16 protein-coding genes are annotated in these 19,306 nt (G+C 67.4%); 1 reads left to right on the forward strand and 15 read right to left on the reverse strand.

All coding sequences use genetic code 11. From position 1 onward, the window contains the following. Positions 1-21: 21 nt before the first annotated feature. The 5 genes from E1J61_RS12060 to tauA form a co-directional block, all read right to left on the reverse strand. Positions 22-375 (reverse strand): Zn-ribbon domain-containing OB-fold protein, encoded by a 354-nt coding sequence (locus tag E1J61_RS12060; protein WP_133094296.1) that lies wholly within the window; start codon positions 373-375, stop codon positions 22-24. 174 nt (positions 376-549) lie between these two features. Then, positions 550-1,479 carry a LysR family transcriptional regulator gene (locus E1J61_RS12065; protein ID WP_133094718.1) on the reverse strand — a complete coding sequence of 310 codons (930 nt, stop codon included), beginning with the start codon at positions 1,477-1,479 and terminating at the stop codon, positions 550-552. A 256-nt stretch (positions 1,480-1,735) separates the two neighbouring features. Further along, positions 1,736-2,608 (reverse strand): ABC transporter permease subunit, encoded by an 873-nt coding sequence (locus E1J61_RS12070; protein WP_133094297.1) that lies wholly within the window; start codon positions 2,606-2,608, stop codon positions 1,736-1,738. 10 nt (positions 2,609-2,618) lie between these two features. Then, a complete protein-coding gene (locus E1J61_RS12075) occupies positions 2,619-3,395 on the reverse strand; it encodes a taurine ABC transporter ATP-binding protein (protein ID WP_133094298.1) in 777 nt (258 codons plus the stop codon). Positions 3,396-3,436: 41 nt separating this feature from the next. After that, a complete protein-coding gene (gene tauA, locus E1J61_RS12080) occupies positions 3,437-4,435 on the reverse strand; it encodes a taurine ABC transporter substrate-binding protein (RefSeq protein WP_133094299.1) in 999 nt (332 codons plus the stop codon). A 295-nt stretch (positions 4,436-4,730) separates the two neighbouring features. Here tauA and E1J61_RS12085 point away from each other — a divergent pair, with 295 nt between their 5' ends. Continuing rightward, positions 4,731-5,501, forward strand: a complete 771-nt coding sequence (locus E1J61_RS12085; RefSeq protein ID WP_133094300.1) for an SDR family NAD(P)-dependent oxidoreductase — start codon at positions 4,731-4,733, stop codon at positions 5,499-5,501. A gap of 20 nt (positions 5,502-5,521) precedes the next feature. On the opposite strand, the gene pdeM is transcribed toward E1J61_RS12085, so the two are convergent. The 10 genes from pdeM to E1J61_RS12135 form a co-directional block, all read right to left on the reverse strand. Next, complete coding sequence (gene pdeM / locus E1J61_RS12090; protein ID WP_133094301.1) at positions 5,522-6,217, reverse strand: ligase-associated DNA damage response endonuclease PdeM; 696 nt, start codon at positions 6,215-6,217, stop codon at positions 5,522-5,524. Further along, positions 6,214-8,898, reverse strand: coding sequence for a ligase-associated DNA damage response DEXH box helicase (locus tag E1J61_RS12095; protein ID WP_207951204.1), 2,685 nt, complete (start codon positions 8,896-8,898; stop codon positions 6,214-6,216). Before E1J61_RS12095 ends, pdeM begins: the two co-directional genes overlap by 4 nt. After that, positions 8,895-10,568 carry an ATP-dependent DNA ligase gene (locus tag E1J61_RS12100; protein WP_133094302.1) on the reverse strand — a complete coding sequence of 558 codons (1,674 nt, stop codon included), beginning with the start codon at positions 10,566-10,568 and terminating at the stop codon, positions 8,895-8,897. Before E1J61_RS12100 ends, E1J61_RS12095 begins: the two co-directional genes overlap by 4 nt. Continuing rightward, complete coding sequence (locus E1J61_RS12105) at positions 10,565-11,707, reverse strand: ligase-associated DNA damage response exonuclease (RefSeq protein ID WP_371703787.1); 1,143 nt, start codon at positions 11,705-11,707, stop codon at positions 10,565-10,567. Before E1J61_RS12105 ends, E1J61_RS12100 begins: the two co-directional genes overlap by 4 nt. Before the next feature lie 650 nt (positions 11,708-12,357). Further along, positions 12,358-12,756, reverse strand: a complete 399-nt coding sequence (locus E1J61_RS12110; RefSeq protein WP_133094303.1) for a hypothetical protein — start codon at positions 12,754-12,756, stop codon at positions 12,358-12,360. A 15-nt stretch (positions 12,757-12,771) separates the two neighbouring features. Beyond that, a complete protein-coding gene (locus tag E1J61_RS12115) occupies positions 12,772-13,275 on the reverse strand; it encodes a PAAR domain-containing protein (RefSeq protein WP_133094304.1) in 504 nt (167 codons plus the stop codon). 600 nt (positions 13,276-13,875) lie between these two features. Continuing rightward, positions 13,876-15,318, reverse strand: coding sequence for an FAD-binding oxidoreductase (locus tag E1J61_RS12120; protein ID WP_133094305.1), 1,443 nt, complete (start codon positions 15,316-15,318; stop codon positions 13,876-13,878). 16 nt (positions 15,319-15,334) lie between these two features. Beyond that, complete coding sequence (locus tag E1J61_RS12125) at positions 15,335-15,751, reverse strand: nuclear transport factor 2 family protein (RefSeq protein WP_133094306.1); 417 nt, start codon at positions 15,749-15,751, stop codon at positions 15,335-15,337. A 140-nt stretch (positions 15,752-15,891) separates the two neighbouring features. Further along, positions 15,892-17,463 carry a PLP-dependent aminotransferase family protein gene (locus E1J61_RS12130; RefSeq protein ID WP_133094307.1) on the reverse strand — a complete coding sequence of 524 codons (1,572 nt, stop codon included), beginning with the start codon at positions 17,461-17,463 and terminating at the stop codon, positions 15,892-15,894. Between the two features lie 76 nt (positions 17,464-17,539). Beyond that, positions 17,540-18,976 (reverse strand): amino acid permease, encoded by a 1,437-nt coding sequence (locus E1J61_RS12135; protein ID WP_133094308.1) that lies wholly within the window; start codon positions 18,974-18,976, stop codon positions 17,540-17,542. Between the last annotated feature and the right edge of the window lie 330 nt (positions 18,977-19,306).

The following is a 19,306-nucleotide window of genomic DNA, read 5'->3' on the forward strand; positions in this document are numbered from 1 at the left end:
CCCTTTCCTTTTTTCGATCGGTCAGGCCGTGACGGCCTCGAAGACATAGCCGAACTCGGCGTCCGGGCGCGCTTCATAGCGGTCGCCGATCGCCGGGCGCGCCTTGCCCTGCAGGCGCCCGAAGATGCGCACCGGGCCGACGAAGTCGACATAGCCCAGCGCGTACGGCGGCTGGCCGCTCTTGGGCGCGGGATGGATCACGGTGAAGCTGTAGACCACGCCGGAGCCCCGGATGGCGACGGGGTCATGCTCGGCGGCGAGCGGCGAATCGGCCGGCACTGCCGGGAAGATCCATTCGCCGGTGGCGCGGTGGCGCGAGGCGATCAGGTGGGGAAGGGGGTCCGCACTCCAGAGCGGATAGGCTTGGTCTGACACGGCAGTCTCCTGTGTTGGTGGGCCTTGGCGTAATGGTTGTCGCTGGCGGCGCGTGCGACAAACGACATTTCCGGCGCGTTCGCTTGAGAAAAAATCAAACGAAGGGCCGGCGCAGGGCGTCAGGAGAAGGGTGTTGGAAAGAAGTGTGGGTGGGGCTGCTTCGCGCCGGAAGGCTCAGGGCACCAGGCCCACCAGCCGCGACAGCGATTGCTCCGCGCCGCGCCCCGCTTCCACTACGAAATCGATGAAGCGCCGTACCCGCACCGGCATCTGGCTGCGGTGCGGGTAGTACATGTACAGCCCGACATTGCTGCTGCTGAATTCTGTCAGGATCGCCTTGAGCCGGCCGCTGACGAGGTCGGCGTGGATCATGTAGGCGGACAGCTGGCCGATGCCAATACCGGCGCGCACCGCCTCGACCTCGGTTTCCACGTCGTTGAAGCTGGCGACGGCGGGCACCTCCTGGTAGACCAGCGCGCCGTCGACCTGCAGCTCCCACGGCACCATGCGCCCGGTGGCCGGGCGGCGGAAGCCGGTGCACTGGTGCTGCAGCAGTTCGTCCAGCGTGGCCGGCTCGCCGTGCCGTGCGAGGTAATCGGGAGCGGCGCAGATGACCAGCGGCAGGTCGCACAGCCGGCGCGCCACCAGGTTCTGGCCGGGACTGGTGCCGGCGCGGAAGCCGATATCGATGCGGGACTCGACCAGGTCGGTAAAGAGGTCGCTCAGCACCACGTCGAAGGTGATGCCCGGATGCAGCTCGCGGAAGGCGCGCACCAGCGGCACCAGAACGCGGCTGCCGACCGACGGCGGCGCGGTCAGCCGGATCAGCCCGTCGTCGTCGCTCTTGCTGCTGCGCACCTGGTCCAGCGCCTCATCCAGCTGGCGCATGCCCGGCGCGGCCAGCTCGAACAGCCGCGCGCCTTCGGTGGTGAGGCTGAGCTTGCGCGTGGTCCGGTGCAGCAGGCGCACGCCGAGGTCGTCTTCCAGCGTGCGCACCGCCTTGCTGACGGCCTGCGGGGTCACGCCGGCTTCTACCGCGGCGCGCTGGAAACTGCCGGCGCGTACCACGCCGATAAAGAGGGTGAGGACGCGGGCTTTGTCCATCATTGGCAACTGGCGGTTGGGAATGTGCCGATGATAGTGCGTAACCGGCCTTGCTGGCTCGAAAAGGCGGGCTTTCGTACAAGTGACGGGACCGGGCGGCGTTGCGTAGCATTGAGGGCACACGCGCGCCGCGGGGGAGCAGGGCGCGCTGCATTTCGGCAAGCGGCTGATCGGGCGGAACCGGGCGTATCAATCACCGCCAGATGCCAGCCGCCAGGAACAGAATCCCGGCGGCCAGCAAAATGCCCACCCCCCCTTACATCCTCCCCTTCCAGGGCACCAACCACTTCGCCATCTTCCTCATCAGCAGATCAAACACATAAGCAATCAACCCGATCAGCACGATCCCCATGATCACAACGTCGGTACGCAGGAAGTTGGACGCGTTCAGCACCATCTGCCCGAGCCCGGCGGTGGCGGCCACCATCTCGGCCGCCACCAGCGTGGTCCACCCGAAGCCGATCGCAATCCGCATGCCTGTCAGGATGTCCGGCAGCGCGGCGGGCAGCACCACGTGCCGCACCACCTGCCACGGCGTGGCGCCCATGGAGTAGGCGGCATTGATCTGCTCGATGGTCACCGACCGCACCCCCGCCTGCGCCGACATCGCCAGCGGCGCGAAGCACGCCAGGAAGATCAGCAGCACCTTCGAGGTCTCGTCGATGCCGAACCAGATCACGATCAGCGGCAGGTACGCCAGCGGCGGCAGCGGGCGGTAGAACTCGATGGGCGGATCGAAGATGCCGCGCGCGATGCGCGACACGCCCATCAGCACGCCGATCGGCACCGCCGTGACCACCGCCAGCCCGAACGCGCCAAATACGCGCACCATGCTTGCGGTGAAATGCTCGGTCAGCGGCTGGCCGCCTTGCAGGTTGCCCTGCCAGGCATCGATGAAGGCGGTGACGATCGATTCCGGCGTGGGCAGGAACAACGGCGGCAGCCAGCGCAGGTGGCTGGCGACCCACCACAGGACGAGCAGGCTCGCCACGGTTACGGTGGAGATGCGCGAGCTGGAGCCTTCGCCGGGCAGGCGGTAGCCCGACACGGCTTTCATCGGCTTGCTGGAAGGCACGGCCGCAGGTGCTGCGCGCGGCGCGGGTTCGATGCGTTGGGCGGAAGCGGGCATCTTGAATTCCTCAGGCGGTGGCATGGATCAGGTCGACGATCTCTTCGCGGTAGCGGATGAATTCCGGGTCGGACTTGACCTGGCGGGCATCGCCGCACTCGATGAAGCGGCGCGCGAAGGGCAGTTCATAGGTATGCGCGATGCGGCCCGGCGACGGCGTCATCACGATCAGCCGCGTCGCCAGGAACAGCGCCTCTTCCACGCTGTGGGTGATGAAGAACACGATCTTCTGCTCCTTCGCCCACAGCCTGAGGATCAGCGCCTGGATCGATTCGCGCGTCAGGGCGTCGAGCGCGCCCAGCGGCTCGTCCATCAGCATCACGGCCGGGTCGCAGGCCAGCGCGCGCGCGATCCCCACGCGCTGCTGCATGCCGCCGGAGAGCTGGTAGACCGGCTTGGCGGCCGCCGCATCCAGTCCCACCGCGGCCAGTTTTTCGCGGGCGATGCGCAGGCGTTCGGCGCGCGGCACGCCGCGCAGGCGCAGGCCCAGCGCCACGTTGTCGGCCACGCTCAGCCACGGCATCAGCGCATGCTTCTGGAACACCACGCCGCGCTCGGCACCGGGTCCGCGCACGGCCTTGCCGTTCAGCCGGATCTCGCCTTCCGACGGCTCCATGAAGCCGGCGATGCACGACAGCAGCGTAGTCTTGCCGCAGCCCGAGGCGCCCAGCGCGACGACGAAATCGCCGCGCTCCATGGTGAGATTGACCTGCGACAGGGCCAGCGTGCGGGCGCCGCCGGCGGCGCCGTAGTTCACGCTGAGGTTATCGATTTCAAGTTTGTTCATGACGATTTCCGCTGCTGTTGCCGTTCCACACACCGCGCGCGTTACCGCAGCGCTCGTTTGGCCCATTCCGCATTGACGCCCTTGCTGTAGTCCGGCAGCACTGTCTGGATGGTCCCTTGCTCCTTCAGGAACTGCGCCGCCGACTGCAGCGCACGCGCCGCGCCGCCACCGAGCCAGCGCTCCGAGACCTGCTCTTCCAGCGTCGGGAAGGCATACAGCGCCATGCTGGCCGGCACCGTCTCGGCCTTGGCGCCCGAGACCTTGGCCACCGCCTTGACCATCGGCGAATCGGCGGTCCATGACGCCTTGTTCTTGCGGTAGTTGTCATCCGCAGCGGCCAGCACGCGCACCAGCTTGACCATGAACTCCGGGTTTTCACGCGCGAACTTCTTGTTGGCGATCATCCCGTCGAAGGTCGCCTTGCCGGTATCGGCGGCGATCTGGCCGGAGGTGGTCAGCACCGTGCCCGACTGCTTGAGCTTGGCCAGCACCGGGTCCCAGATAAAGGTCGCGTCGATGTCGCCGCGCTCCCACGCGGCCGCGACCTCGGGCGGGCGCATGTTGACGATGCGCACGTCCTTGGGATTGACCCTGGCGCGCTCCAGCGCGACCAGCGTGTGGTAGTGCGTGGTCGACACGAACGGCACGCCCACGCGCTTGCCCTTCAGGTCGCCGATGCTGGCGATCTTGCTGCCGTTGCGCGCGACCATGGCCTCGGCCGCGTTGATGTCATCCAGGATCCAGAACAGCTCCACGTCCAGCCCTTGCGACAGCGCCGAGGCGATTGGGGAAGTGCCCGCCTCGCCGATGGCGATCTGGCCCGACGCCATCGCGCGGATCACGTCGCCGCCGCCGCCGAACTGGCGGAACGAGACCTTGTAGCCGGTCTGCTTCTCCAGCTCCTTCATGTCTTGCGCATAACGCCAGGGCACCACCATGTCCTGGTAAGCAATGACTACATCCTTGCTTTGCGCGTGGGCGGCTGGCACCAGTGCTGCTGCCAGGGCGAAATACGTCGCAAGTCGCTTGATCCACCGCATGGTTCTGCTCCTCGAAAGGAAAGGGGTTGAAGGTCTCGGCTTTATAGGTGAGCGCCGATCCGGCGCTATAGGACCAGTTGGCCGGATTCGCTGGGGCCAGCCTCGCCGCGGCGCCGGAAATGGCGACAGGCCGGGCGGAGCGGTGGCCCGGGCCAGCGTCAATCATGGAAATCCTTAGCGGCCCGGAAGTGCGCCGGCGCGCATCCAAACTCATCGGTTCCGACGACGAGCTTTGTGGCGTGACGGGTCAACAATGTCCGGTCGAGGCAGCGACCCACCATCCGAGGAGACAGACATGAGCAAGCACCCCTTCGACCTGGCAGGAAAAGTGGCCCTGGTGACCGGCGGCAACGGCGGCATCGGGCTGGGCATCGCCGAGGGCCTGGCCGCGGCCGGCGCGGATATCGCGATCTGGGGCACCAACGCGGACAAGAACGCCGTGGCCGCCGACCGGCTGGCGCAGCATGGCCGACGCGTGCACACCGAGGTGTGCGACGTGGGCGACGAGCAGGCGGTCGATGCCGCGATGCAGCGCACGGTAGCGGCGCTGGGGCGGATCGATGGCTGCTTTGCCAACGCCGGCATCGGCGGCAACAAGGGGCCGTTCGATGCGATGACGGCCGAGGTATGGCGCAAGACCATGCGCGTCAACCTGGATGGCGCCTTCTTCACGCTGCGCGCCGCGGTGCGGCAGATGCTGGTGCAGGGCGAGGGCGGCGTGCTGTGCAGCACCGCGTCGGTCGCGGCCATCGAAGGCGCGCCGCGCACCGAGCACTACGCCGCCACCAAGGGCGGCGTGATCTCGATGATGCGCGGCCTGGCCGTCGAATATGCACGCAAGGGCATCCGCGCGCATTCGATCCTGCCCGGCTGGATCAAGACCGAGATGACTGGCGCCGCGCAGGCCAACGATGCCTTCCAGGAGATGGTGCACAAGCGCGTGCCGATGCGCCGCTGGGGCGAGGGCAGCGATTTCGCGGGCATTGCGGTCTACCTGATGAGCCCGGCGTCGGCCTACCACACCGGCGACACCTTCGTCATCGACGGCGGCTACACGCTGTTCTGAGGCCTGCTCTGAGCGCTGTACTAAGGTGCGCGGCCAACCGGCCAGACACGGCCGCCGCCGACCACGTAGACGCGTTCGTCCGGCTGCGGCCGCACCGTGGCGTGGCCGGTGAAGGCGCCGAAGGCGGGCAGGATGGCGCCGCACGGGCCGAACAGGAAGCACGGCAGGCGCAGGCTGTCGGCGCCGGCACCGCGCAGCCGGCACGCCGGGTGCAGGTGGCCGGCCAGCACGTAGCCCAGCGGCGATGCCCCGGGCATGTGGCACAGCGCGAACGGGCCCGCCGCGGCCGGCTCCGTCACTACGCGGATCTGCAGCGAAGCGGGCGGGTCTCCCGCGCGCGCATCATGGTTGCCTCGCACCAGCGTGCAGCGCACCGGCGGAGGCAGGCTGCGGCGCCAGCCGTCCAGCGCCGCCAGCACCGCCGGCGTGCGCGCGGCGCGGGCGTGCAGGAAGTCGCCGAGGAAGACCAGCTCCTCGACGGGCAACTGCCGCGTCAGCTGCGTCAGCAGGCCGAGGTTGTCGCCGGTGGTGCCGTGCGGCACGGGTTGTCCGAGCGCGCGGAATGCCGCGGCCTTGCCGAAGTGCACGTCGGCCACCATCAGCATGCCCGCCGCCGGCCACCACGCCGCATGCTCGGGCAGCAGCCACAGCGTTTCTCCCGCCACCTGAATGGGGCAGGCGCCGTTGGCCTGCAGGGTGCCGGTATCCGGTGTCATGGCAGCGGCAAGGGTCTGGAGGGCTTGCGCGCTCGACGCGGCTTGCGCGGCGTGCGGCCGGACGGACCGGCGTGGTCGGCCATGCCGAAGCGCGCCGCTTCTGCCACGGCGTCGGCCTGCATGCCGGCGGCTTCGCCGGGCTCGGCGCCAGCGGCCAGTTCCAGCTCGGCGAGCATGCGCGCGATGCGGTCGGCCAGCTTCTCGGTGCTGAGCTTCTCGCGCAGGAATTCCACCACCAGCGGGAACGACAGCGGCGTGGGGCGCTTCAGGGCGTGCAGGTCTAGCCTGAGCGTTGCCAGCCGTTCGAGGGTTTCAGCGAGCCGGTGTGCGTCCAGTTCCTGCATCAGCACTTCGCGCTCGGCCTGGCCAAGCAGCAGGTTGCCGGGATCGTGCTTGCGGAAGACCTCGTAGAACAGGCTCGACGACGCCTGCAGCTGCCGCGCGCTCTTGGGCGCGCCCGGATAGCCCTGGAAGATCAGCCCGGCGACGCGCGCGATCTCGCGAAAGCGCCGCAGCGACAGCTCGCCCGCATTGAGGCTGCCGAGCACGTCGGCGGCCAGGTCGCGCCGGCGCTCCTCGGCCAGCACCTGCGGCAGCCAGTGGCCCCAGTCCATCGGCGCTGAGGCGAGCAATTCGAGCCCGTAGTCGTTGACCGCGACCGAGAACGTCGCCGGCACCTTCTGCCCGAGCCGCCATGCCAGCAGGCTGCCCAGCCCGAGGTGCACCGAGCGGCCGGCGAAGGGGTAGAGGAACAGGTGCCAGCCCTCGCGCGAGTGCAGCGACTCGGCCAGCAGCGTCTGGCGCGTGGGCAGCGCCGACCACTGCGCCTGCAGGTCTACCAGCGGCTGGATCAGCGGCAGCTCGGGCGTGGTGCGCGGATCGAGCCGCCCCGCGGCGGCGGCTTCGAGCGTGTCGATCACCGCTTCGGCCAGCTCGGTCGACATCGGCATCTTGCCGCCGTTCCAGCGCGGCACCACCGGGCGCCTGCCGGTGGCGCGGCGCACGTAGGCGGTCATCTCCTGCACGCGCACCAGCTCCAGCAGGCGGCCGCCGAACAGGAAGCAGTCGCCTGGCGCCAGCCGGGCGATAAAGCCTTCCTCCACCGATCCCAGCGAGGCGCCGCCGCTGCCGGCGCGGCTCCAGTAGCGCACCTGCATGGTGGCGTCGCTGACGATGGTGCCCACGCTCATGCGGTGGCGCCGCGCCAGCCCGAGGTCGGGCACGCGCCAGACGCCTTCATCGTCGGGCACCGCGCGGCGGAAATCGGGATAGGCGGACAGCGTGGCGCCGCCCTGGCGCACGAAGTCCAGGCACCACTGCCATTCGGCATCGGTCAGGCCGCGGTAGGCCCAGGCGCCGCGCACCTCGGCCAGCAGCGCCTCGGGCCGGAAGCCGCCGCCCAGCGCCACCGTCACCAGGTGCTGCACCAGCACGTCGAGCGGCTTGTCGGGCGACTCGCGCGCCTCGATCCGGCCCGCCTGCACCGCATGCCGCGCGGCCACGGCTTCCACCAGTTCCAGGCTGTGCGTGGGCACCACCGTCACGCGCGACGCGCGGCCCGGCGCGTGGCCGGAGCGCCCGGCGCGCTGCAGCAGCCGCGCCACGCCCTTGGGCGAGCCGACCTGCAGCACGCGCTCCACCGGCAGGAAGTCGACGCCGAGGTCCAGGCTCGATGTGCAGACCACCGCGCGCAGCTCGCCGTTCTTAAGGCTCAGTTCCACCCACTCGCGCACCGCGCGGTCGAGCGAGCCATGGTGCAGCGCGATCTGTCCTGCCCAGTCGGGGCGCGCATCGAGCAGCGCCTGGTACCACAGCTCGGCCTGCGAGCGGGTGTTGAGGAAGACCAGCGTGGTGCCGCTGTGCCCGAGCTCCTCGACCACGTGCGGCAGCATCGACAGGCCCAGGTGGCCGGCAAACGGGAAGCGGCTGGCATTGCCGGGCAGCAGCGTGTCGATGACGAGGGGCTTGGGGGTGTGGCCGTGCACCAGCACGCGCAGGTCTTCCGGCACGCCGCACAGCAGCACGTCGGCGGCATGCGGCAGGTTGCCGAGCGTGGCCGACAGCCCCCACACCATCAGCGCCGGCTGCCATTGCCGCAGCCGCGCCAGCGCCAGCTGCGCCTGCACGCCGCGCTTGTTGCCGATCAGTTCGTGCCATTCGTCGACCACCACCATGCGCACGCGCCGCAGGGTTTCGTGCGCGTCGGCGCGGGTCAGCATCAGCGTCAGGCTTTCCGGCGTGGTCACCAGCGCGGTCGGCAGGCGGCGTTGCTGCGCGGCACGCTCGGCGCTGCCGGTGTCGCCGGTGCGCAGCGCCACGGTCCAGTCGAGATCGAGTTCCGCCAGCGGCGCCTGCAGCGCGCGCGTGGTGTCGGCGGCGAGCGCGCGCATCGGTGTCAGCCACAGCACCGTCAGCGGCGGCGCGGGCTTGTCGTGCGACAGCGCGGCGCGCGGCGTGCCGAATGCCATCAGCGCGCCCAGCCATGCCGCATAGGTCTTGCCGGTGCCGGTGGTGGCGTGCAGCAGGCCGCTCTGGCCGCGCGCGATCGCGGTCCAGACTTCGCGCTGGAACGCGAACGGCTGCCAGCCGCGCGCATCGAACAGTGCCTGCAGGCCCTGCGCGACGGTCAGCGGCTCGGTGGCGTCCTCCGCCGGCTTGCGCGCGGCACGCGGCGGGGTCATGCCGCATCCTCCCGCGGCGTGGCAGTGCCAGGCAGCATGGCTTCCAGCGTGGCCAGCGTGTCGGCTTCCTCGATGGGCTTGTCGGTGCGCCAGCGCAGCATGCGCGGGAAGCGCACTGCGATGCCGCTCTTGTGGCGGCCGCTGCGGGCAATGCCTTCGAAGCCGAGTTCGAACACCTGCGTCGGCTCGACGCTGCGCACGGGGCCGAATTTCTCGACCGTGGTGCGGCGGATGATGGCGTCGACCGCGCGCATCTCCTGGTCGGTCAGCCCGGAATAGGCCTTGGCGAATGGCACCAGCGCGCGGCCCGGCGTTCCCGGCGGCGCGTTCCACACCGCGAAGGTGAAGTCGGTGTAGAGGCTGGCGCGGCGGCCGTGCCCGCGCTGCGCGTAGATCAGCACCGCATCGACCGAATAGGGATCGATCTTCCATTTCCACCAGACCCCCACGTCCTTGGTGCGGCCGGCGCCATAGGCCGCATCGGCCGCCTTCAGCATGAAGCCTTCCACGCCCAGGTCGCGCGAGGCATCGCGCAGCCGCGCGTAGTGCTCCCAGCTGCCGGCGTCGACCAGCGGGCTCAGTTCCAGCGCGGGGTGGATGTGGCCGGCCACCACCTGCTCCAGCCGCGCGCGGCGTTCCGCCTGCGGCCGCGCGCGCCAGTCCTCGCCCTGCCATTCGAGCAGGTCGTACGCCATCAGGATCGCCGGCGCATCGCGCAGCAGCTTCGCGCCCAGCGTCTTGCGGCCGATGCGCTGCTGCAGCAGCGCGAACGGCTGCACGCGGCCGTCCTGCCAGATCACGATCTCGCCGTCGAGCACGGTGCCGTCGGGCAGCGCCGCCGCGGCGTCGATGATCTCCGGGAAGCGCTCGGTGATCAGGTCCTCGCCGCGCGACCACAGCCAGGTCTGCCCGTCGCGGCACACCAATTGCGCGCGGATGCCGTCCCATTTCCACTCGACCAGCCAGCCGCCAGGCGCGCCGAGCACGTCGCCGAACTGCTCGACGGGCGCCTGCAGCGGATGCGCGAGGAAGAACGGGTAGGGCTGGCCGCCGGCGCGCAACTGGCGGTCGTCATCGCTCTCCGGCGCCAGCAGGGCGAGGAAGCGCGCGGCATCGGGGCGCGCCGACAGGTCGGTGTAGCCGACCATGCGCTCGGCCACGCGCTTGGGCTCGATGCCCGCCACCTCGCCCAGCGCGCGCGTGACCAGCAGGCGCGACACGCCGACCCGGAAGGCGCCGGTGATCAGCTTGAACAGCACCAGCCGGCCTTGCGCGTCCAGCGGCCGCCACAGCGCATCGAGCCGCGGCATCAGGTCTTCCGGCGGCAGGCCGCGCAGCGGCAGCAGGCGCTGTTCGACCCATTCGGCCAGGCCGGCGTGGTCGGCATCCATGGGTTCGGGCAGCAGCAGGGCGATGGTTTCGGCAAGGTCGCCGACGGCCTGGTAGCTCTCCTCGAACAGCCAGTCGGGCAGGCGGGCGGCCTCGCGCGCGAGTTCGCGCAGCACCGACACCGGTACGATCTGCCGCGGCTTGCCGCCGGCCAGGAAGTACACCGCCCACGCCGCGTCCTGCGGCGGGGCGGCGCGCAGGTAGTCGACCAATGCTGCGAGCCGGGCCTTGGTGGAGGTGGTGCCGTCGAGCGCGGCGTAGAGGTCGGCGAAGGCCTTCATGGGGCGGCTTCTTCGTTGCTGGCTTCGCTCACGGCTTCGGCCTGCGCCTCCACGCGCACCGCTTCATCGTCGTCGCCATACTCGGTCTCGAACGCCTGCGCCTGCCAGCCGCGTTCGTTCAGGTAGCGCACCATCACCGGCACGTTGCCGTGGGTCACGATGATGCGGCCCGCGCCGGTGGCGCTGATCGCCTGCAGCAGCCCCGGCCAGTCGGCGTGGTCGGACAGCGCAAAGCCGCGATCGACGCCGCGGCGCCGGCGCGTGCCGCGCAGCTGCATCCAGCCGCTGGCAAAGGCATCGGACGCATCGCCGAAGCGCCGCAGCCAGGGCGAGCGCTGCGCCGACGGCGGCGCCACCACCAGCGCCTGCCGCAGCAGCGGGCTGCGCGGCGGCAGCTCGGACGCGAGCGCCATCGGCGGCAGTGCCACGCCGGCGCCGGCGTAGGCCGCGTTGAGCGTGGTCAGCGCGCCGTGCACGATCACCGGCCCGGGCAGGCCATCGACGCCGGCATGGTGCAGCAGCCCATGCAGGATGCGCTGCGCCTTGCCGAAGCTGTAGGCGTAGACGATGCTGGCGCGGCCAGCCTGCGCATTGGTGTACCACCAGCGGAAGATCTCCGCCATCAGCGTTGCCTGCGACGGCCAGCGGTAGATCGGCAGGCCGAAGGTGCTTTCGGTGATGAAGGTATCGCAGGGCACCGGCTCGAACGGATCGCAGGTGCCGTCGGCCTCCAGCTTGTAGTCGCCGGAGGCCACCCATACCTGGCCGCCGTGTTCCAGCCGCACCTGGGACGAGCCGAGCACGTGCCCGGCCGGATGCAGGCTCAGCGTGACGCTGTGGTGGGTGATGCGTTCGCCGTAGGGCAGGGTGTTCAGGTGGATGCCGGGCAGGCGCGCCAGCAGCACGTCGCGGCCCGGCTCTGAGCACAGGTAGTGCGCATGGCCGAAGCGGGCGTGGTCGGAGTGGGCATGGGTGATGACCGCGCGCTCGACCGGGCGCCACGGGTCGATATAGAAGTCGCCAGGCGGGCAATACAGCCCTTCAGGCCGGGCGACGACAAGGTCGCCGGGGCGCGCGGGTTCGGACGGGAACGGCCGGGGGTGGTCCAAGCGTGCCTCCTGATGCACTGCGGCCGCCATGCGGCTGCGATGCTCCCGGGGCGGGAGACTTGGGCATCATACTGCGGCGGCATGCGGGGTGAGGAGGCGGCGGGGTCCGGTTTGGGTGTCGGTGGTGGTCCGACAAGGCATGCAAGATTGATCGCCAACTGATGCGGTGGCGGCGGGGAGTTGGCACCCTATGGGAGCTTCACCTGGGCAGTTCATGTTTGATGAATAGATTGCCGTCGCGTCGTCTGTATCGAAATAGATCCCATCATAATGATCGCCCCTGAAATAAAGCGAATAAATTATGCGGCGCTTGAATTGACCTCTCAATCTAAAATCTGGCCATGCGCAATATGGGCCGTTCCTTGATATGGTGTCGAGGGAATTCAGTAGTCCATCGGTATTTCCCTTGTAATTTACGACGACGTCCCATCCGAGGTAGCGATGGCGTATTGCTTTCTGATTCGTAATCATGTTTGTCAATGAAATTTCCGCTATCCTTGTCAAGGACCCGGGTAACTCGTTCTTGTACATAACATTCTCCGCAAGCATAGGACATGTGGCGGGTTTCTATAATTATGTTCGGCTCAGATAAGGGGAAGGGATAGATTGATATCGCGCATGCACCGCCCGCGATACAGGCCATTGCGCAAAAAAACCGAAGCATTTTATTTTTGGGATTTTCATTGTGTCAACCATTTTTCGTCTATTACGCCTTTTTGTTTTGTTAGTTTTATTAGTCGGCCGCCCTTGAAAATCGCTCGGCTGCCGTGCCTGTAGTCCTGTCTTGGTTTGTCGTCAGCGTCAATTCCGGGGACGGCGTTCGTCGTGTGGCCGATTACGGACGACTTGATCTTTCCCGCCTCTTTCAGTCGTCTCGAGAAATCTGCTGCAATATTGTCTTCGTCTGTTGGATTGGCGGCCGTCTGGCATCCCTGGAACTCGATTTTCGCCTCGTTGGTGAAATTTGAAAATTGAATTTTCGAAAGATCGGGGCGCGAAAGAGATGCATTGTGGACAGCGTAGCGGTACCAGCGAAAATTATTAAAACCTCCATTATTTTCCTCGCGCACGGATACCATATAGGGCCTTTGCTGTCATGATGCGTTGGCAGAAACCGTCTTCGTCGGTGTGGCCGCTGTAGCTGGTCCCGTCCGACACATCAATGACATAAGCGACGCCAGCCAGGGTTTCTGTGTAATTTCATCTACCAGGCGCACTTGTTCGTCATAATCGGCCGAGGCAGGCTGAGCCGGTTTTGACGAGGCCAGTGGCGAGGCCTCTGGCCGAAGTAATGTCTGCCGACCACTCCGGTTTACTTCGATGACGAAATCGCTGCGTGAGTGAGTGACGATCGGGTTGATAGCGCATTTGCAGTGGACACGCGCTCCTGTTACTAATACCTGCTTGCCATCAATATCGAAGGCCGGGTAGCAGTCGTTCATGACCCGCCCGCCAGCCTTGCAGGCCGGGCATGTTGCGTGATCGCCTTCTACACCTACGATGGCGTCACGGTGGAATACACTGCGGCCTGTCGCGATAAGCACGCCGTTCGTACTGGTCTTGTCTCCGTTTCGGAGCGCGCAGCGATTATCGACCATAACTGCCCCTTGTATGCGAACAGGGTAATAAGCGGGAGTTCATCGTTGCTCCTTGAGTCGGTTTTTTTGCTGAGTAACTAATGAATCAGGATTGGCAACGGAACTCAATCGGAAAAATAAGAATTTGCAGCGACATCTAAAAAAGCCGCAGACTCGGCAGCACGCTATGGCGCCTTCTGTCGTACTGCTAGATTGTGTGTTGCGCGTGGCAATGGGTCGTGCGCGATGCAACGCACGCTACGAGTTATCCCTGCGAGGGGTATGCCAGTCCGGCTCGTGTGGGAAGTTTGTACCGTACGATTAGTGCTTGCTTCAGCGCCTTAGAAATACGATCACAAGGACATCGCATCGCCGGTGCTAGTGAACGCGAGAATGTGATGCCTGCTGCGCTGGTTGCGTATGCCTCGCGCGAGTGGGGGTCTCGGAGTGAGATGCCCAACCGGGAAGCGGGCCGGAGATTCTTCGGCGGTATGAATGAGGGACCAGGCACGTCCAAGCGGCTCAAGAACATGGTCTTGACCTGATCCCTGCAAGAAAGGAATGAGTTAGCAGCGGTCCCTTTGGATGGAAGCAACCGGCATCATCGGTGCTGTGGCCGCTTCAAAACACATCATCCTTCCAGTGATACCAGTGATACAGCGCCCGCTGCCCCATCCGGCGGAACGGCGCGAACATCCGCGACTCCGCCATCTCGAGCACGTTCGGGAACGGCAGCGGCGAGCGGAAGATCGGCAGCTGCGGCAGCGACGACTCCTTGCCGGCGATCAGCGCCGCCAGCCGCTTGCCCGCCTGCGCGGAGTACATCACGCCATTGCCGCCATACCCCATCGCGTAGTAGATCGATTGCGACGGGTCCGGCTGCGTGATACGCGGCATCATGTCGTGGCTGACATCGACCCAGCCCCACCACGAGTAGTCGATCTGGATGCCGCGCAGCGCCGGGAACTTGCGGTACATGTCGGCGATCAGCTTCTGCTTGTACTGGTCCTGCGGCGCGTCGTTGCCGGTGATGGCGCTGCGGCTGCCGATCTGCAGGCGGCCGTCGGGCATCAGCCGGTAGTAGTGGCGCAGGATGCGCGTGTCGGTGATGACCTGCGTGGTGCGGAAGTTACACGCGGCAATTTCGTCGGGGGTCAGCGGGCGCGTGACGATCGAGTTTGACAGGATGGGAAACAGCCGGTTCTTGAGCTGGCGGTGCAGCGACTGCGAAGTGTAGCCGCCGGTGGCCACGCCCACGGCGCGGGCGCGCACGATGCCGCCGGGAGTGCGCAGGTAGTGGACGCCGTTGCGCGTTTCCCAGCCGGTCACGGGGCTGGACGGATGCACCTTGGCGCCCAGCTCGCGCGCGCGGCGCAGGTAGCCGAAGGCCAGCTTGCCGGCGTGGATGCCGATGCCCTCGGGTTCGTGCATGGCGCCCGCGGCTTCCTTGTCATCGACGTATTCGCGCCGCACGGTGCTGGCATCGAGGATGCGCGCGTCGTAGTTGAAGACTTCCCGCAGGATTTTTGCTTCCTTTTCCAGCCCGGGCATCACCTTGTCGCGGTGCGCGATATACAGGTGGCCGCCCGGCTGCGGATCGCAGTCGATGTCCTTGATCAGCCCCTTGAAGGTCTCCATGCCGTCACAGACCTCTTCATGCAGGCGCAGCGCGGTGTCCAGCCCATAGCGCTGGATCCACTGCGAACGCTTGAGGCGCCCCGACGCGCATTGCGCCTGGCCGCCGTTGCGCGTGCTGCAGCCCCAGCTGACGCGGTTGGCTTCGAGCACGGTGGCCTTGATGCCGTACTGCTGCGCCAGGAAGATCGCGCAGGTCAGGCCGGTGAAGCCCGAGCCGATGATGGCCACGTCGACGTCGATGTCATGGGTGATCGGGCCGTCGTCGGCGGGCGGCGTGCCGGCGGTGCCGATCCAGTAGGTGGGCGCGTACTCGCGGCCCTGTCCGGGGGTAGGGGTATGCAGCGGGTCGTAGGCGGGGTCGTACGGACGCGACGGCGCGGTCGTGTGCTCGCCGCCCAGGGAACTGCGGGGGACTACGGCTTCCATGGCGCGTCTCCTGCGTTCAGGCTTGCGCTGCCACTACGGGCGCAACCACGGGCGGGCGGTCCTTGCGGTAGGCGTTCTTCACCGCGATCTTGCCGTCGCGGAAGGTGAAGACGTCGACCATGCGCGCCTCGATGCGGGCGCCGTCGGCGCGGGTGCCTTTGAAGGTGGATTCGCTGACGCCGCGGTCGCCCACGACAAAGTGATCGCCATCGACCCATTGTGCGTCGGGGAAGGTCTGCCAGGCGAGCTGGAAGCCTTCGCGCACGGCGTCGCGGCCGATGAAGCTGCGGCCGAGCAGTTCGCTGCCGGCCACGCCGTGGAAGGCGCAGTCATCGGCCATGAAGCCCATCAGGGCGTCGAGGTCGTGACGGTTCCAGGCGTCGTTGAAGGCTTGCAGCAGTTCGATGCCGGCGGCGGTGTTGCGATCGGACATGGCTTGGTCTCCTGAGTGTTGTCCACCGGCCCGCGCAACGGCGCTGCGGAACCGGCCATGACTCGAGGATAGGGAAGGCGGCCGCGGCGCTGTAGCGCCAGTTCGCGACAATCGCTTGGGCCAGCCTTTCGCGCGCCCGTTCAGGCGGCCGGGCGGGCGCGGGAAGTGGCGGCGGCGTCCGCTACAGCCGCACCTGCCGCGCCGGTGGTGGCCTGCAGTTCACGCGCGACACCCGCCAGCACGCGGATGCCGGGCTCGATGCGGTCCAGCGAGATCGAGGAGTAGCCCAGCCGGAACACGTTGCGAGGCGCCGGCTCCTCCATGAAGAAGACGCTGCCGGGCTCGATCAGCACGCCCTGCAGCTCGGCCAGCCGCGCGAGCGCGTTGGCGTCGAGCCAGGGCGGCCCTTCGATCCAGCAGGACGCGCCGCCGGCGATCGGCACCGGACGGAAATCGGGCATATGCGTGGCCAGCGCCGCCAGCACCGCCTCGGCGCGCTCGCGGTGCGCCGCCGACAGGCGCCGCAGGTGCGCGTCGTAGTGGCCCAGTGACAGGAACAGCGAGAACGCGCGCTGGATATACGCCGACGGGTGCCGCAGCATCAGCCGCCGCGCCGCGCGCAGCTCGGCGATCAGCGGCGCCGGCCCGACCACATAGCCGATGCGCAGCCCCGGCGCCAGGCTCTTGGACAGGCTGCCGACGTAGATCACGCGGTTGCTGCGGTCCAGGCTCTTGAGCGTGGGCGTGGGGTCGCCCTCGAAGCGGCTCTCGCTTTCGTAGTCGTCCTCGATCAGCACGAAGTCCGCTTCCTCGGCCTGGCGCAGCAGCGCCTGCCGGCGCGCCAGCGGCATGGTCACGGTGGTGGGGCACTGGTGGCTGGGCGTGACATAGACGTAGTCGCACGCGCGCTGCGCGTCGGACAGCACCAGTCCGTCGCCATCGACCGCCAGCGGTACCAGGTGCGAGGTATGCGAGCCGAAGATATTGCGCGCATCCGGATAGCCGGGATCTTCGATGCCGACCGGCGTATCGGGGCTGACCAGCAGGTCGGCCAGCAGGTACAGCGCCTGCTGCGCGCCCACGGTGACCACGATCTCGTCGGCGCCGGCCCAGACGCCGCGGCGCGGCAGCACGCGGGTGCGGATCTGCTGCACCAGCGACTCGTCGTCGCGCAGGATCATGTCCTGGGCCCAGTCGTGGATGTCGAGCACGCTGAGCGCCTTCAGGCAGCATTCGCGCCAGTCGGCAGTGGGGAACAGCGTGGGGTCGTACTGGCCGTAGATGAAGGGGTAGGGGTAGTCGCGCCAGTTGGCGCGCTTGACGATATTGCGCTGCTGCGTGGGGCGGAACACGAAGCGCCGCTCCCAGTCCGGTTCGCCGCCGCGCGCCGGCACCGGCTCGCCGCGCAGCGAGGCCACGCCGCTGACGCGCGTGCCGAGGATCCCGGGATTGACGAAATAGCCGCTGCGTTCGCGCGCCACCAGGTAGCCTTCATCGACCAGCTGCTGGTACGCCAGCACCACGGTGTTGCGCGCCACGCGCAGCTGCGCGGACAGCTCGCGGCTGCTCGGCAGCGGTTCGCCCTGCGGCAGTTGCTCGTCGAGGATCGCCGACACCAGCATCTGGCGGATCTTGCCCTGCAGGCTCAGTCCGGACAGGGCGTGCTGCTGGAACAGCTGGAACCACATGGTGGCGGGAGACTTGAGGCTCATGGTGCGGGAGCAATAACAACGACACTGCAAACGACACAGCGCGCCAGCTTACTGCACTGGCGCGCCGCGTGGCACATCAATACTTGTGAAGATCGGGCCTTGGCATCTCGGCCAGCGGGACTACCGGCCCCGCGCCACGGCGAAACAGTTGCCGCGCACCGTAGGCAATCAGCAGGATCAGCAGGCTGATGACCCCCAGCGCAAGCGGCGTGCGCTGGTCGGGGATAAAGGCCATGGCGATCACGATGCCCAGCATGCCCAGGATCGCGACATAGGTGAGATACGGGAAGCACCACATGCGCACGCGCAGCAGGCCCGGAGCCTCGCGTTCCAGCCGCGAGCGCAGGCGCAGCTGCGAGATCGCGATCAGGATGTAGACGAAGATGGCGACGGTGCCGTACGAGTTGACCAGGAAGGCGAACACCGTATCGGGCGAGACATAGGACATCACCACCGCGCCGTAGCCGAACAGCGTGGCCACCAGGATGGCGCGCACCGGCACGCCGTTGCGGCTGACGCGGGCCAGCGACTGCGGCGCATCGCCGCGGCGGGTCAGCGCGAACAGCATGCGCGACGAAGCGTACAGGCCGGAGTTGAGCGCCGACAGCACCGCGGTCAGCACGATCGCGTTCATGATCTGCGCGGCGGCGGGAACGCCCATCACGTTCAGCGCGCTGACGTACGGCGTGGCGATGCTGTTGGAGTTCCACGGCACCAGGCATACCACTAGCAGGATCGAGCCGACATAGAACACCAGCACGCGCGTGATCACCGAGCTGGTGGCCTTGGCCACGGCCTTCTGCGGCTCGGCGGTCTCGGCGGCGGCGATGGTGACGATCTCGGCGCCGAAGTAGAACCCGGTGGCCGCGACCGCGCCCGTCAGCACCGGCACGATGCCGTTCGGCAGGAAGCCGCCGTTGACGGTCAGGTTCGCCACCTGCATGCCCTGGGCGCCGGGAGCGAGACCCAGCACGTACACGCCGGCGACGAACAGGAACACGATGATTGCCGCGACCTTGATCGAGGCGAACCAGAATTCGAACTCGCCGAACGACTTGACCGACACCAGGTTGGTCAGCGTCAGCATCACCAGCAGCACCAGGCTGATGATCCAGTTGGGCACGTCCGGCAGCCAGTAGCGCACCAGGTCGGCGCCGGCGACGGCTTCGAGCGCCACCACGATGACCCAGAAGTACCAGTACATCCAGCCGGTCAGGAAGCCGGCGAGGTTGCCCACCCTGGGGCGGTCGCGCCAGGCTTCGCGCGCATACTCGTAGAAGCCGCCTGTGCCGGGCAGCGCGCACGCCATCTCGCCCAGCATGCGCATGACCAGCACGACCAGCAGGCCGGTGATCAGGAAGGAAAGGACCGCGCCGGGGCCGGCCGACTTGATGACGACGCCGCTGCCGACAAAAAGGCCGGCGCCGATCACGCCGCCAAGCGCGATCATGGTCATGTGGCGTTGCTTGAGGCCGTGGGATAGTCCGTTGCCGGACTCGGGTTGTTGGATCATGGTGTGTCTCCTGTGCTGCGCGTGCTGCCGGTGCTACTTGCAGCCAGACCAGCGTTTTTGGCAGGCGCCACGGCTTCTCTTCTGTATAGGTGGCGGCGCGGGAAACGCCAGCCGGGGCCGTGGTCGGTTCAGTGTTTGCAATCCCGGGTACGGGATGCTTATCCGTCCATGTCGACTAGTCTCCGGTGTCTACTTAAAAATCCGGAACCAGTTGTTCCGAAAACTTATTGTTTCACCGGAATGTAGGCCCTCCTCGGCGGAAGGTCAACCAGAAGTTTCGATAATTGATATGATTTGACTCTGAAAATGAAACTTACCTATGATGGAGCC

Origin of the sequence: Cupriavidus sp. L7L, assembly GCF_004353535.1 — a bacterium.
GTDB lineage: Bacteria > Pseudomonadota > Gammaproteobacteria > Burkholderiales > Burkholderiaceae > Cupriavidus > Cupriavidus oxalaticus_A.

What these genes read in the sequence shown, in the direction of transcription:
- pdeM (WP_133094301.1), bottom strand. Translation starts at nt 6,217, where the DNA reads ATGACACCGGATACCGGCACCCTGCAGGCCAACGGCGCCTGCCCCATT.
- E1J61_RS12135 (WP_133094308.1), bottom strand. Translation starts at nt 18,976, where the DNA reads ATGATCCAACAACCCGAGTCCGGCAACGGACTATCCCACGGCCTCAAG.
- E1J61_RS12120 (WP_133094305.1), bottom strand. Translation starts at nt 15,318, where the DNA reads ATGGAAGCCGTAGTCCCCCGCAGTTCCCTGGGCGGCGAGCACACGACC.
- E1J61_RS12105 (WP_371703787.1), bottom strand. Translation starts at nt 11,707, where the DNA reads ATGGCGGCCGCAGTGCATCAGGAGGCACGCTTGGACCACCCCCGGCCG.
- E1J61_RS12070 (WP_133094297.1), bottom strand. Translation starts at nt 2,608, where the DNA reads ATGCCCGCTTCCGCCCAACGCATCGAACCCGCGCCGCGCGCAGCACCT.
- E1J61_RS12115 (WP_133094304.1), bottom strand. Translation starts at nt 13,275, where the DNA reads ATGGTCGATAATCGCTGCGCGCTCCGAAACGGAGACAAGACCAGTACG.
- tauA (WP_133094299.1), bottom strand. Translation starts at nt 4,435, where the DNA reads ATGCGGTGGATCAAGCGACTTGCGACGTATTTCGCCCTGGCAGCAGCA.
- E1J61_RS12125 (WP_133094306.1), bottom strand. Translation starts at nt 15,751, where the DNA reads ATGTCCGATCGCAACACCGCCGCCGGCATCGAACTGCTGCAAGCCTTC.
- E1J61_RS12065 (WP_133094718.1), bottom strand. Translation starts at nt 1,479, where the DNA reads ATGGACAAAGCCCGCGTCCTCACCCTCTTTATCGGCGTGGTACGCGCC.
- E1J61_RS12110 (WP_133094303.1), bottom strand. Translation starts at nt 12,756, where the DNA reads ATGGTATCCGTGCGCGAGGAAAATAATGGAGGTTTTAATAATTTTCGC.
- E1J61_RS12100 (WP_133094302.1), bottom strand. Translation starts at nt 10,568, where the DNA reads ATGAAGGCCTTCGCCGACCTCTACGCCGCGCTCGACGGCACCACCTCC.
- E1J61_RS12075 (WP_133094298.1), bottom strand. Translation starts at nt 3,395, where the DNA reads ATGAACAAACTTGAAATCGATAACCTCAGCGTGAACTACGGCGCCGCC.
- E1J61_RS12095 (WP_207951204.1), bottom strand. Translation starts at nt 8,898, where the DNA reads ATGACCCCGCCGCGTGCCGCGCGCAAGCCGGCGGAGGACGCCACCGAG.
- E1J61_RS12085 (WP_133094300.1), top strand. Translation starts at nt 4,731, where the DNA reads ATGAGCAAGCACCCCTTCGACCTGGCAGGAAAAGTGGCCCTGGTGACC.
- E1J61_RS12130 (WP_133094307.1), bottom strand. Translation starts at nt 17,463, where the DNA reads ATGAGCCTCAAGTCTCCCGCCACCATGTGGTTCCAGCTGTTCCAGCAG.